The organism is Sphingobium sp. TomMM15 (assembly GCF_055397045.1).
Genome location: NZ_AP027316.1, coordinates 166712 through 180739, shown reverse-complemented (window position 1 = coordinate 180739; position 14028 = coordinate 166712). Strand labels below are relative to the sequence as shown.

Sequence of the window (14028 nt, the reverse complement as noted above, 5' to 3'; positions counted from 1 at the left end):
ATGCAGCGGCATCGACCATGTATATGGGGAGGAATTTTATGCGATTTTGGCAATTTACGCGCGCTGCGCTGATGGCCGGTTCGGCCCTCGCGGGGTTTGCGCCAGCCGCCCACGCCCAGCAATCCGTTGAGGCGCAGAACGACGCCGGTGCAGCCGATACGTCGGGCGACATCATCGTCACGGCGACTCGCAGCAACCAGAGCCTTCAGGATGTTCCCGTGGTCGTGACCGCCGTTTCCGGCGAGCAGATCAAGGAACTGAACTTCACCACCTTCACTGACATTCAGGCGCTGTCGCCCGGCCTGTCCTTCACGCCCCGCGGCACGTCAGGCACGGTGACGGCTCTGCGCGGCGTCAGCACCAGCAACACCACCGGCGCGCCGCCGGCCGTCGTCATCTACTTCAATGAAGTGCCGATCAACGACGCCATCGCGTTTCAGAGCCTCTACGATATTGGCCAGATCGAAGTCGTGCGCGGCCCGCAGGGCACATTGCGCGGCGCCCCCGCTCCTGCCGGTTCGATCACTCTTTCGACCAAGCGTCCTGACCTTAACGAGATGGGCGGATATGTTCAGGGCATCGCTACCGACCAGCTTGGCCTCAACGGCCAGTTCGCCGTCAACTTCCCGATCGTGCAGGACAAGCTGGCTCTGCGCATCGCCGGTCTTTACGACCGTAATGAAAATGGCGACGTCCACAGCCTGACGACCGGCGTGGAATCCGGCGCGAAGACCAAGAGCATCCGCGCCTCGCTGCTGTGGGAGCCGACTCCTGAACTGTCCATTCTGGGCACCTACCAATATCTCCGCAACGTCAGCAGGTCGCTGCCGACGGTGGAAGGTTCGGGCCTGGGCTATAATGGACCGGTCATCCGCGATCCCAAGCAGCGCGTGGCGGTTCAGGAGGATCTATTCTACCGCCGCCTGACCGCGCACTACGCATCGCTGTCGGCAAAATATGACCTGGGCGACGCTTCGATTAACTATAATGGCGGCTACAGCAAGTTCCGCAGCGTCACTCCGACCGGCGTCGGCGACAATGATGCGGGCAACGCCATTCCCGGTTATTCGGAACCGCAGAATTTCAACAATCCGGTCGAAAGCTGGTCGCACGAACTGCGTTTGGACGGTAAGACGCAGAGCGGTTTCCTCGATTATACGGTCGGCGGCTTCTACTCCAAGGCCACGTCCGACGTTACCCGGCTGAACATCTTCACCTATCTGCCGGGCGCCTTTGGCGGCGGCGCCGTTCCTACGCCGGGCGCTCCGGCGGCTGGGCGGGTACTCGTCGGCGACATCACGCTGCCGATCAAGGACGTGAACAAGTCGCTTTTCGCCAGCGGCACATTCCACCTGCCGACGAACACTGAAATATTCGTGGGCGCCCGCCACATCTGGTCGGATGTCACCAAGGGCTTCAACCTGGATTTCAATTCGCCATTCATCCCGGTGATCACCGAGCCGCAGCCGCGGCGCAAGTTCAAGGCGTGGGTGTATGACGCGAAAATCGTCCAGCATCTGAATGAAGATCTGCTGGTCTATGCCTCCTATGGACATGGCTGGCGCGGTCCGGGCTCCAACCAGGCGACACCGGTTCCCAGCAGCGTTCGCATGGTCGACGCCGAAGAATCCGACAATTTCGAAATCGGTTTCAAGGGCGAGTTCCTGGACAAGCGGCTGCGTTTCAACGCCGCCATCTTCCAGCAGAATTTCGACGGCTATATCGCGCGCGCCCGGTCCATTCCGAACGTGAACGAAGGCGGTCTGGCCGTCTCGGCGAACGACATCACCTTCAACGGCGATGCGCGCGTCCGTGGTGCGGAGGCCGAGCTGTACTTCTCGCCAAGCGACCGCTTCTATGTCCAGGGTTCGGTGGGCTATGCGAACGGCAAGTTCAAGAATGCGTCGATCCCCTGCCGCGACACCAATTTCGACGGCGTTCCCGACAGCGGCGCTACGCCGACCTTGCCGTCCGCTTTTCCGGCCGGTACGCCGGTGGCCTTCTGCCGCTCCAACGGCGCGCTGTCGGACGTGCCCAAGTGGAATACGACCCTGTTGTCGGAATATAACGCGCCTCTCGGTCAGGCCACGGCCTATCTGCGCGGCCTGTTCACCTGGCAAAGCAAGACGACCGATATCGCCACCGGCAACAATTATGGCAGCTACGGCATCGTGAACCTGTTCCTGGGCGCGCGCGAGATCGTGCCGGGCCTGGACGTCAACATCTTCGCCAAGAACATCTTCAATGTTCAGAAGGTCACCTTCCGCGATGCTGAATATGTCCTTGGCGGCTACCGTTCGGGCTACAACAATGTGAACTTCACCCCGCCCCGCGAAGTCGGCGTCACCGCCCGCTTCTCCTTCGGCGGCGGCTAAGGGAAAAGAGGCTCGGCCGGGTGGTTTATTACACCCGGCAGGAGGTCACAGCAAAAGGGGCATGATCCGGCCTGGATCATGCCCCTTTTCTTTGACTGCCTTCAACGCTCTCCGACGCAAGAGTTCATCCTGATCGGGCTTAGCCATGATAGACTTCTGAGCGCCTGCCAGTGCTTGGCAGGCGCTCAACATGACTTCGCAACAACCCGAGCGGATGGACGAAGATAGTCTGGCCTATCGCTGCTCGACGGTGACGCTATCGATCTTCATGCCGCTCGCGGGATTGCCGAGCGGAGCGTTCTCCGGGTAATCGCCTGCGGGCGATCCGGTGTCCACGCCAACGTCAAAACTGCCGGTGATCGAATAGAAGATGGGCGGGCTCGCCGGAACCCGGCCCGACGCCACTTCCGCGCCATTGACGATCAGGCCCAGTCGCGCGCCCTTCGCCATGCCCTTGCCGTCATAGTCGAAATTCATGCGGACGGCATTCTGGCCGACCGGCAGAGGCTTCCTGCCCTTCAACGTAACGGTAGCGATATTGTACAGGCGGTAAGTGAAGATCGGATAACGCCCGGCGTCCAGATAGAGCGCCCAGCCCGCATCCGTGCTTCCCAACGTCGCAACCACGCCATGCGCCTGTTTGCCGACGCCAAGCTTCGCTTCCACGCCCCATGACCGGCCGACGATGCGGGGCAAGGCCCCTTCCGGGACGCCGACCGCACCTTCATAATAGGTCCGGCTTCTCGCGCCCGTCTGCAAGCTCGGCAGCCCGGCATCGCCGAACTGCTGACCCTTGAGCGGCAGCACCTGGTTGGCGGCGGCTTCGCGGGTGAACAGGGCCTGCAATTCCTTGAGCTTTGCCGGTTGGCTGGCCGCCAGATCATGGGCTTGGGAAAAGTCGCTGTTGAGGTCGTACAGTTCCCAGCGGTCCTGTTCGAACGGCTTCGCGCCAGCGCCCAGCGCCGCGCCCCATGGCAGGCGGGTGTGAAAGGCCGATGCCATCCAGCCGTCGTGATAAATGGCGCGATGGCCGAATATCTCGAAATATTGGGTCCGGTGGCGTTCGGGCGCGATCGCGTCGTTGAAGGAATAGACCAGGCTCGTGCCATCCATCGGCACCTGCTTCACGCCATCGACTTCCGCGGGCGCGGGGATGCCGGTCGCCTCCAATATGGTCGGCACGACATCGTTCACATGGCCAAACTGGCTGCGCATTCCGCCCGGCTCGCTGATCTTCTTGGGCCAGCTGATCACCAGCCCGTTGCGGGTGCCGCCCAGATGGGACGCCACCGCCTTGGTCCACTGAAACGGCGTGCCCGCCGCCCAGGCCCAGGCGGCGTTAATGTGCGCGTTCGCTTTCGGCCCGCCGATGGTGTCGATATGAGCCAGCTTGGATTCCAGCGTTTCAGGCATGCCTTGCAGCGCGCCGAGATAATTGAGGCTGCCGCCCAGCCCGCCTTCCGCGCTCGCGCCATTGTCGCCCACGACATAGATGAACAGCGTATTGTCGAACTCGCCCGCATCCTTGAGCGACTGGACGAGCCTGCCCATTTCCGCGTCGGTATGTGCCATGAAGCCCGCATAGCTTTCCATCAGGCGTGATGCGAACCGCTTTTCATCGGGGGACAGGCTGTCCCATGCAGGCATCCCTTCCGGGCGCGGGGTCAATTGCGTGTTGGGCGGTATGATCCCCAGCCGCTTCTGACGGGCGAAGGTTTCTTCCCGCAGCTTGTCCCATCCCTGATCGAACTTGCCACGATATTGGTCGATCCACTGCTGCCGCACCTGGAGGGGCGCGTGGATCGCGCCGGGGGCCATGTAGAGGAAGAAGGGCTTTTTCGGATTGATCGCGCGCTGGCCGCGGAACCAGTTGATGCTCTGCGTCACAAGGTCATCGGTCAGATGATAGTCCTTGCCCGCCGGACGCCGCACCGGGGTCGTGCCGTCGAACAGCGACGGTTCGAACTGGTCGGTCTCGCCCCCTTCGAAGCCGTAGAATTTCTCGAACCCCTCGCCGGTGGGCCAGCGGTCGAACGGTCCGGCTGGCGACGTTTCCCACGCCGCGGTGGTGTGCCACTTGCCGAAGGCCGCAGTGCTGTATCCATTTTCCCGCAGGACCTCGGCGATCATGGCGCTGTCCTTAGTATGGAAGCCGCTATAGCCGGGGCGGCTGTCCGCGATCACCGCGCCCACCCCTGTCCGATGCGCGTTCCGTCCGGTGAGGAGCGACGCGCGCGTCGGCGAGCACATCGCCGTCGTGTGGAAGCGGTTGTAGGTCAGGCCCTGCCGGGCAAGCGCGCTAAGAGCAGGCGTGTCGACCGGCCCGCCAAAGGTGGAGGTGGTGCCAAAACCGACATCGTCCAGCAGCACTAGCACGATATTCGGCGCGCCAGCGGGAGCCTGCCGCACATATTGGGGCGCCTTGACCGGCGGCGCTGCTTCCTGCGCGAGGGCGGGCGAGAGGATGAGAGCGGAACAGGCCGTTCCAGCAAGTAATTTCAAAAGTCTGGCCGCCATCTTGTCTCTCTTCTCTGTTCTGCTGCTGCGGAGCGCGGCCGTTCCTTCCGGCCGCGCTCCGCATGTTCCGCAATCGGCTAAGGCCGGTTTGAGTCAGCCCACGTCCACGCGGATGCGCGACAGGCGAATTTCTTGGATGCGCCATTCGCCGCCGATGCGGACATAGCGTTCATGATAATGGCCGTAACCATGCATCCATTTGAAAGGCAGCGGTGATCCTTCCTGGACCCACAGCTTGTCCTCCATCGCCCAGATGCCGGTCGCGCGATCCGGGCTTTCGATGGTGATTTCCGGCATGTGGCCGTGATGGACGGTCTGGATATGCTCCAATATGGGCGCGAGCTTGGCCACATAAGGAGCGGCCCCATGAGTCAACTGGCTTTCGTCCGGCTCGCCAGTCGATTCCCGGAAATCGGCGATCAAGTCGGGCGCGAAGGTCGCTTCCAATCCGGCCCAATCCTTCATGTCCATGGTGCGGAAATAGCGCGCCTTGAGCGCATGGATTTCCAATGTGGCGGCGATTTTTTCTGCTTGGGTCACGATCTCGTTCCTCCCTAAAATCCGGGCATTGTCACCAGCTCACCTTGTTCGCGGCTTCGATCGCCGCCTGCGTGTCCGGCGGCAACAGCACGCCGCGCTTCTCGGCCGCCTTGGCCGCCTCGGCAAAACGCTTGTGATAGACGTCCGGCGTGCCGTAAAGCGCCTTCAACTGCTCCGTTGTGAAGGGAAAGGTGCGCCCCGACCCGCCAATGCATTCGCCGCGCCAGTCATAGCGGGCGACGGGAACATCCACCCATGGGGTACGCAGGCCGCCCTTCACATTGCCGTTCGCGTCGAAATAGCTGGCAGGCTCAAGCACCGGCTGCTCGGGCCCTTCGAAAGAGGCAAGCTGGGGGAAGCTGGGTGCTGCCTTGCCGCTCTTGATCCACTGGTCGACCGCGACGATGGCCGCGCCGGAGACATATTGCACCGGGAACGTATTGGCATAATCGGCCGGGCAATTGCCGCCGTCCAGGCCGAGGTCGCGCTGGTTCGCCTTGCCGACGCGGACCATATAGGGGCCGGTCGTGTGCGAGCTGCCAGCAGGCGTCCAGAAGCGCAGCATCCTGCCTTCCTCACGCGGGCCGCGCTCGGCTGATGCGGTGGTGGTGTTGAGCACGATCACCGGCACGCCGACATCGGTTCGCACGGTCGGCAAGGGTGTGTCCGCGCCCGACAGCTTCAGCTTCGCGCCGGTATGCAGGTCTTGCAGGAAAAAGCCGTCGAACACCCTGGCCTGCGGCTGTACGGCGTTGATGTAGATCGCCAGCCTTTCTCCCGCGATCGTGTTGCCGACGCCGATCACGGCCTTGGGCTCCAGGCCAGCGAAAGGATCGGGTCCGCCCGCCATCGTCTTGCTTTTCAGGGCAGCGGCGATCTGGGTCAGCATGTCATAGGACATATCGCTCGATGGCACGGACAGGCTGCCATAGCGCTGCGGGTCCCAGCGGGCGAGCGTGGTGCCGATGGGGATCTGCTTTCCGGCATAGGTGATCGTCTGCGGGGGCTTTGTATCGTCAATGCCTTCATGATGCATCGACACCCCTACCCAGCCGAAGCCGTTGCGCAGCAGCGTCTCGGCGTTCCACCGGTAATTGGTGTCCCGCTCCGTGCCGAAATATTCCTGCATATATTCGATGACGATGGTGCCGTTGAACTTGTTCGCGGGCGGCTTGCGGACGAGGATACGGGTTTTGTACGGCACATCCTCCCCTGCTACGACCTGCCATCGGCCATCCGCGCCCAGCGTGGTACCCGGCGCGACATAATAGGCATGGGCCTTGCCGGAAACGAAGTATTCGCTTTCCGTATAGCCGTAGGGCGCCAGGTCGACGATGGAGGCGGAATAGGGAAAGCCGCGCGTGCCCCCGGTGATTGGCCCTTCGAAGGTGACAGCGGCCACGGCGGCGGGCTGCGCCTTCACCTGACCGGGCGGAGAGACGGCGCATCCCGGCTGAACCAGCATCGTTGCCGCAAGCAGGGGCATCAACCACAATGTGTTGGGCTTCATCTCTTTTTCTCCGGTTATTTCTTGGGCAGGGCGAAGGCGACGATGCTGTTGCGGCCTTCGGACATGACGGAACTCATCTTGGCGATCGCCGGATCGTAGGACCCCGCCATCAGGGCGATGAACTGGCGGCCGCCCGACTTGTAAACGGCTGGAACGCCGCCGGGGACGGACGGCAGCGGCGCTTGCCAGACTAGTTTCCCATCGGCCATGCTCCACGCCCGCAGCTTGCGGTCCTGCGTCCCGGCAAAGATCAGGTCGCCCGCCGTCGCGACGATGGTGCCGCGCGGGAACAGCGTGCCGGAATCCTTAAGGCCTGGAAGCTCGCCGAAGGGAACCTGCCATAGCTTCTTGCCGCTGTTCATGTCATAGGCGGTCATGGTTGACCATGGCGTCGCGCTGGCCGGCAGCATCGTCTTGCTGAACAGGAAATTGTAACCAGTCTTGAGCTTGATCGGCCCGCTCTTTGCGGCTGCTCCCTCCCCGCCCTGGCCGTCCGGCCCGGCGGCAACGGCAGGGCTGCTGACCTTGCCCGCCTGTTCCTGGCTAAAGCCCAGGAACAGCAGCAGCTCCTTCATCTCCTGCGGTTTCAGGTTGAATGCGGGCATCACCGCCCGGCCGCGCGTCACGATTTCGTTCACCTGGCCCGCCGTCCGGCGCGACGCAATGCCGGTCAGCGCGGGAATGGCTGGCGGTTGGCCAGCGCGCTTTTCGCCATGGCAGGACGCACAATTCTGCGCATAGACCGCCTCGCCGGGATTGCCTGCGCTTTGTCCCAGGAACATGGTGCGCGGCTTGTCGGACGGCGGCTCCATCCGCAGGATCGCGGGGATGTCCATCCCCACGACGAAGAAGCGGCCAGTGCGCGGATCGACTGCGCCATTGCCCCAATTGGTGCCGCCCGAACTGCCGGGGATCTGCAATGTCCCCTGCCTGCTGGGCGGGGTGAAAATCCCTTCATTGCGAAGGCCTGCGACCATGGCGGCGATCTGTTTCCGCTCCGCCGGATCGAGATAGGGGCTCAGCTCCTCCGCCGTCATGCGCTGGCGCACGAAGGGTTCGGGCGCAGTCGGAAACGGCTGGGTGGGCGATGCCTCCTCACCCGGAATGTCGCTCTTGGGAACCGGCCGCTCCTCGATTGGGAAGACGGGTTTTCCGGTGCGCCGTTCGAACGTGTAGATGAAGCCCGTCTTGCCCGCGACAGCCACCGCCTCGACCCGCTTGCCGTTACGGTTTAGCGTCAGCAGCTTGGGCGCTTGCGGCAGGTCATAGTCCCACAGGTCGTGATGGACGGTCTGAAAATGCCACAGCCTCTTGCCCGTCCTCGCGTCCAGCGCCACCAGAGAATTGGCGTAAAGATTGCTGCCCTTACGATTGACGCCGTAGAAATTATAGTCGGCCGACGCGAGCGGCACGAACAGGATGCCGCTCGCGGTGTCGAGCGTCATCTCGCTCCAGTTGTTGACGCCGCCGACCTGCTTCCACGCATCCTTGGGCCATGTCTCGTAACCCGCCTCGCCGGCGTGCGGAATGCTGTGGAAGGTCCAGCGCAGCTTTCCGGTACGCACATCGAAGGCGCGGATATATCCCGGCGGGCCGTTCCATTCGTCGCCGCCCGTCGTGCCGACGATGATCAGGTCGTCGAAGATGCGGCCCGGCGACTGGGATTCGATCCGCCTGATCGTGGCGGGGTCTCGGCCCAGCCCCTGCTTGAGGTCGATCGAGCCATTGTCGCCAAAGCTCGTCACCGGCTTTCCGGTCGCGGCGTCGATTGCGTAGAGGCGATCCTGGTGATTGTAGAACAGCCTGCGCGGCTCGCCGCGTCCCCCGCCCCAGCTGCTGAGGCCCCGCATGCGCACGCCTTCCGCGTCGACCCGCCAAAGCTCCCGCCCCGTCGCCGGGTCCAGCGCCAATATGCCGCCGCTATAGGGCACGAACATGCGCCCGTCGATGACAAGGGGATTGCCGTTCGATTGGCCGTTGTTCGGAAGGGGAACGCTCCACGCGACCTGAAGCTTGCCGACATTGGCCGCATTGATGCTGGATAGAGGAGAGAATTGCGAGGAATCCGCCCCGCCCAGATAATCTGGCCATTCCACTTTTTCAGGAGTGCGGGAGGCGGAGCACCCCGCCAGGCTCACCGCAGCGAAAACCGCGCTGACAATGGGCGCCCATGTTCGCTCGCCGTACATCAACCTCTCCAAAAAAATTGGGTTTTCCCATTCGGTGACGCAGCCGATACGATCTGTCCACCACCTCAATAATAGCATTGGTCGTCTATTTCTGCCTAGCAAGTGACAGCGCCATTTGGCAAGACATGACATCGGTGAACTTTGAGGCTATCGCTTGCTACCGCTTGTACGCGCCGCTTGGGCGTCTCGCGTCCAGGGTTAATGTAGGAGTGCCGAATTGCCAGCCGTTAACAAACAAGCGCGGACCGTTGGACGTAGAGGACGGCCCTCACGCGAAGAAGAGCGCGAGATCACGTTGGCTATCCTCGACGCGGCTCTCGGTCTTTTTCTAGAGAGCGGCTATGGCGCGACTTCGATGAAACGCATCGGAGAACAGGCTGGCGTGGCGCCAAATACGCTTTACGCGCGGTTCCCCGACAAGGCTACGCTCTTCAGGGCGATCGTCGAATGGAAAGCGGCGCTGTGGAAGGTCACTAATCCACCGCGCTATGCCAAGGTCGGCGCGCCGATGCTCGAGGTGATAGAAGTGGCGCTCACGGCCATGTTCGAGGCGATGGACCGCGAAGACATCAGTGCGATCGGCCGTTTGATCGCGCAAGAAGCCGACCGTTTTCCCGAACTGGCCCAAATCTATCATGAGAATGCCACGATGGTCGGGCAGGATGGCCTTGTGAATTCAATCAACCAAAGCATCGATTGCAGCCTTTCCGAGACGGAAACTCTCGACCTTGCCAAGACGATGCTCGAATGCGCGATTGGTCATATGAACCTGAGTATGTTCAATAGCGGCAGCGGCCAGGAAACGCACAGGCGTGCAGCGAAGCGCATAGCGTCACTGCTCGCAGGGGGCGCCGCCAAATAATGGCCCCGCGCGATAATAGGAGCAGTGTCCAGCATTAAAATGATAATTTGTCTCTTGTTTAATGAGCCATTCTGGCTAATCCATGCTGTGGATACGCCCGAAGTACCGATGCGGGCGCGTGATAGGAGGCGAACTGACATGAGCAAGATCATTATCGCGGCGCTGTTAAGCCTGGCCACCTCGACGGCAGCTTATGCCCAAGCACCGGCAGCAGCTACGGCAGCCGCGACATTGTCGACCGAGAATACCGACGTAGGCACGCTGATCGACAACCCGCAAACTAAGGCAATTGTCGACCAGCATATCCCCGGCTTCAGTAGCAATCCTCAAATAGAAATGGCGCGCGGCATGACGTTGCGGGTTATCCAGCAATATGCCGCGGATCAGGTGACCGACGCGGCTCTCGCTGCGATCGATGCCGACTTGGCCAAGCTGTCGGCGAAAAAGTAAAATTTGGGTGTCCTAATAGGAATATGCACCAGCCGGCGCAACATGATCATGCGGCGCCGGCTGGCGTCCTCTTAACTGGATCAGCTTGTTCCCCATTTATGACGCAGTTCTCGGCGCCGTATCGACAAGCAAACAGACGATAGTCGCTATATTTTTGCTGATATAAAAATCAGGTGCGGCCCAGTTCCATGGAGCGGACCTGTGTACCGGGAAGGGTAGAATCATGAAGCAAGCTCTCAGACTTCTGCTGTTGGCCGGGGGGGCGCTGGTGAGTATGCCTGTCAGGTCACAGGATCGCCTGGAGGAAAGCTTCCGCGATCCGCCCCAATCGGCCCGCCCGCGCGTCTGGTGGCACTGGCTGAACGGCGCCATTACGCAGGAAGGCATCAATCGCGATCTCGATTGGCTGCACCGGTCGGGCATTGGCGGCGTCCAGATATTCTATGGCGCTATGCCCAACAATGATGGCGTACTGACCCCCCCGGTGCGCTATATGTCGCCTGAATGGAAGGCCGCGTTCCGTAGCGCGGTCACTCAGGCCGCCGACAAGGACATGGAAGTCACCATTCCGACCTCCGCGGGTTGGAGCGAAACCGGCGCGCCCTTCGTCAAGGCGGCGGACGGTATGAAGAAGTTCGTCTGGACGGAAACCGACCTGACCGGTGGCCGACGCTTTCAGGGCACGCTGCCCCGCCCCTCGGACGCATCAGGGCCCATCGGCGAAATCGAATTTGGCGAAAACCGGCTGACCTACGGCGCTATCGGTCCGCAGCCGCCACGCCTTTATGTCGACAGCCGCGTGGTCGCCTATCGCGTGCCAGCGGCGGAGCGCCCGCTGCCGCTGCCCAAGGTCAGCACTTCCAAGGGCGAAGCGCCCGCGGAAGGACTGTTCGACGGCCGTTTAGTGAAGGCGATCGAGATTGATCGCCCCTCCAACAAGAATCCCGGCTGGGTCCGCTTCGACTATCCCAACTCCGTCACCATCCGGTCGCTGACGGTAGTTCTAGAGCCTAAAAAGCCCGAGATCGCGGTTTCCACCGAGATTCCTGCCCGGCTCGAGGTCAGCGACGACGGCACGACTTTCCGGAAGGCAGCCGACATAGCGGCCGGTGCCTTCACGCAAAATACCAACAGCTTCGCGCCGGTCACGGGCCGCATTTTTCGCGTGGTCCTGCAACCCGCGCCTAGTGCTTTCCCGGCGCTGGACATGGCGCCCGGTGCGCTGCTGCAACCAGGTTTGCCTTCGGCTCCTCCATCCAAGACGCTGACCATCTCCGAAATGGCCCTCAGCCCCGATGCCCGGATCGAACGGTTTGAGGAAAAGGCAGGCTTCGCCTCGCTGCCCGATTATTACGCCGCCCCAACCCCGCAAGCTGGTGCAGGACAGGTGGTGGCAAAGGGCAGTGTCATAGACCTGACCGCGCGGATGAAGCCGGATGGCACGCTGGACTGGACGCCGCCCAAGGGCCGCTGGCGCGTGGTCCGGCTGGGCTATTCGCTGACCGGCCATATGAACGGTCCTACCACCGTGGAAGCCACTGGACTGGAGGTCGATAAGCTCAGCGCGCCGCGCGTTCGGGCCTTCATGAACCAGTATCTTGACGAATATGCCCAGACGCTTGGCCCGGATCTGGTCGGCAAGCGCGGATTGCAGGCTACGCTGAACGACAGCATCGAGGCGGGCTTCCAGAACTGGACCGACGACATACTGGAACAGTTCGCCAAGCGGCGCGGCTATGATCCGTCACCCTGGCTGCCGGTGCTTACCGGCCGCGTAGTGGACAGCGCCGCCGCCAGTGACGCATTCCTGTACGATTTCCGCCGCACTCTGATGGATTTGATGGCGGAGGCGCATTATGGCACTGTCGCTCAGGTCGCGCATGAACGCGGCCTCAGGGCCTACGGGGAGGCGCTGGAAGCATCAAACCGTCCTTCTCTGGGTGACGATCTCGCCATGCGCAGCCACGCTGACGTGCCCATGGGCGCGATGTGGACGTTCAAGCCCGACAAGGAACCGAACCCATCGCACGCCGCCGACATAAAAGGTGCAGCCTCCGCCGCTCATCTCTACGGCCGGACCTATGTCGGGGCCGAATCCATGTCGTCAATCTTCCAATATTGGGCGGCCAGCCCGCGTGAACTGAAGCATGTGGCCGACACCGAATTTGCGCTCGGGGTGAATCGTATATCGATCCACAGCAGCGTTCATCAACCACTGATAGACAAGGCGCCGGGCCTGACCTTGTGGCTCTTCGGTCAATATTTCAACCGCAACGACAGTTGGGCCGGGCAGGCACGGCCTTGGGTCGACTATCTGGCGCGCACTTCCTGGATGCTGTCCCAAGGGCGCTATGCGGCGGACGTTGCCTATTTCTATGGCGAGGAAGCGCCGGTCGTGACGCTCGCCGACAATGGCAGGCTGAAGGATGCGCCGACACGCTATGGCTATGACTTCGTCAATGCCGATGTGCTGGCAGGCGTCGTGTCGGTCAAGGATGGCGCCATCGTCACGCGCTCGGGCATGCGCTACCGTGTGTTGCAGCTTGGCGGCTCGTCGCAGCGCATGACATTGCCCACTTTGCGCCGCATCGCCGAATTGGCGGAAGCAGGGGCGGTCATCGTCGGCGACAAGCCCATATCCTCGCCCAGCCTCGCCGATGATCCTGCCGCTTTTAAGGCGCTTGCAGACAGGCTCTGGACTGGCGGCGCAGAGACGAGGGTCGGCGCGGGCCGTGTCCTGGCGGGCATGGCGGTGGAAGCCGCGCTGGCCAAGATCGGCGTAAGCCCGGATCAGGAAGTTTTAGGCGTCAGCGAAAGTTCAGTGCGTTTTCTGCATCGGACGCTGGACGATGGCGAATTGTGGTTCGTCAGCAATCCGAAGAACGACGCGTTCAAGGCCGATGCGGCGTTCCGCGTCACCGGCCGCGAACCCGAACTTTGGGACGCCGAAAGCGGCACCCGCAGGCCCCTGTCCTACCGCGTTGAAAACGGCCGGACCATCATCCCCCTCACGCTCGATGGCAGCGGATCGGCGCTGATCGTCTTCCGCAAACCCACGGCTGAACAGGCGCGCACCGTGACGCCGCCGGCCGAACGGACGCTGGCGACGATCGACGGCGACTGGTCCGTCTCCTTCCAACCCGATCGCGGCGCTCCGACAGGCGCGGTTTCCATGCCCGCCGGATCATGGACCGACAGCGAGGACGCGGGCATCCGCTACTTCTCCGGCGTTGCAACCTACGCCAAGACAATCCGTGTTCCGCGCGCCATGCCGGGCAGCCGGACCATCCTATCGCTGGGTGAGGTCAATGACCTGGCGGAAGTTTGGGTGAATGGCAAACTCGTGCGGACCGTTTGGCGCGCGCCTTATCGCATGGATGTGACCGACGCGATCAAGCGCGGCAGCAACCGCATCAAGGTCAAGGTTGCCAATCGATGGGTCAACCGCCTGATTGGCGACGCACAGCCCGGCGCGGCGAAGGTGGGTTGGATCGTGGCGCCTGCCTATTCCGCGAAGGCCCCGCTCCTGCCATCCGGCTTGATGGGACCCGTTACGCTCATAGAAGCTCGCGACTGATAAAGAAG

Annotated in this window: 8 protein-coding genes; 4 read left to right on the top strand and 4 right to left on the bottom strand. The window is 62.3% G+C overall.

Features of this window, described 5'->3' with window-relative positions; genetic code table 11:
- The first annotated feature begins 38 nt into the window (after positions 1–38).
- Positions 39–2375, top strand: a complete 2337-nt coding sequence (locus tag ACZ51H_RS17780; protein WP_464803514.1) for a TonB-dependent receptor — start codon at positions 39–41, stop codon at positions 2373–2375.
- Between the two features lie 234 nt (positions 2376–2609).
- On the opposite strand, the gene ACZ51H_RS17775 is transcribed toward ACZ51H_RS17780, so the two are convergent.
- The 4 genes from ACZ51H_RS17775 to ACZ51H_RS17760 all read right to left on the bottom strand — a co-directional run bounded on the left by ACZ51H_RS17775 (position 2610) and on the right by ACZ51H_RS17760 (position 9131).
- On the bottom strand, positions 2610–4892 hold the full coding sequence (locus ACZ51H_RS17775; protein ID WP_464803513.1) for an arylsulfatase: 2283 nt from the start codon (positions 4890–4892) through the stop codon (positions 2610–2612).
- A 93-nt stretch (positions 4893–4985) separates the two neighbouring features.
- Complete coding sequence (locus tag ACZ51H_RS17770) at positions 4986–5432, bottom strand: nuclear transport factor 2 family protein (protein ID WP_464803512.1); 447 nt, start codon at positions 5430–5432, stop codon at positions 4986–4988.
- Between the two features lie 31 nt (positions 5433–5463).
- The gene (locus tag ACZ51H_RS17765; RefSeq protein ID WP_464803511.1) at positions 5464–6942 is read right to left on the bottom strand and encodes an alpha/beta hydrolase domain-containing protein; all 1479 of its coding nucleotides are present in this window, start codon (positions 6940–6942) and stop codon (positions 5464–5466) included.
- Between the two features lie 14 nt (positions 6943–6956).
- Positions 6957–9131: an outer membrane protein assembly factor BamB family protein gene (locus tag ACZ51H_RS17760; RefSeq protein ID WP_464803510.1), complete on the bottom strand. Its 2175-nt coding sequence runs from the start codon at positions 9129–9131 to the stop codon at positions 6957–6959.
- 217 nt (positions 9132–9348) lie between these two features.
- Between ACZ51H_RS17760 and ACZ51H_RS17755 the strand changes: the two genes are divergently transcribed.
- The 3 genes from ACZ51H_RS17755 to ACZ51H_RS17745 all read left to right on the top strand — a co-directional run bounded on the left by ACZ51H_RS17755 (position 9349) and on the right by ACZ51H_RS17745 (position 14020).
- A complete protein-coding gene (locus tag ACZ51H_RS17755) occupies positions 9349–9993 on the top strand; it encodes a TetR/AcrR family transcriptional regulator (protein WP_464803509.1) in 645 nt (214 codons plus the stop codon).
- 138 nt (positions 9994–10131) lie between these two features.
- A complete protein-coding gene (locus tag ACZ51H_RS17750; RefSeq protein WP_464803508.1) occupies positions 10132–10443 on the top strand; it encodes a hypothetical protein in 312 nt (103 codons plus the stop codon).
- Between the two features lie 223 nt (positions 10444–10666).
- Positions 10667–14020: a glycosyl hydrolase gene (locus ACZ51H_RS17745; RefSeq protein WP_464803507.1), complete on the top strand. Its 3354-nt coding sequence runs from the start codon at positions 10667–10669 to the stop codon at positions 14018–14020.
- Positions 14021–14028: the final 8 nt, after the last annotated feature.

Bases quoted from the DNA above. Each gene is read 5' to 3' on its own strand.
- ACZ51H_RS17780 (WP_464803514.1), top strand. From the start codon at position 39: ATGCGATTTTGGCAATTTACGCGCGCTGCGCTGATGGCCGGTTCGGCC.
- ACZ51H_RS17775 (WP_464803513.1), bottom strand. From the start codon at position 4,892: ATGGCGGCCAGACTTTTGAAATTACTTGCTGGAACGGCCTGTTCCGCT.
- ACZ51H_RS17765 (WP_464803511.1), bottom strand. From the start codon at position 6,942: ATGAAGCCCAACACATTGTGGTTGATGCCCCTGCTTGCGGCAACGATG.
- ACZ51H_RS17760 (WP_464803510.1), bottom strand. From the start codon at position 9,131: ATGTACGGCGAGCGAACATGGGCGCCCATTGTCAGCGCGGTTTTCGCT.
- ACZ51H_RS17750 (WP_464803508.1), top strand. From the start codon at position 10,132: ATGAGCAAGATCATTATCGCGGCGCTGTTAAGCCTGGCCACCTCGACG.
- ACZ51H_RS17745 (WP_464803507.1), top strand. From the start codon at position 10,667: ATGAAGCAAGCTCTCAGACTTCTGCTGTTGGCCGGGGGGGCGCTGGTG.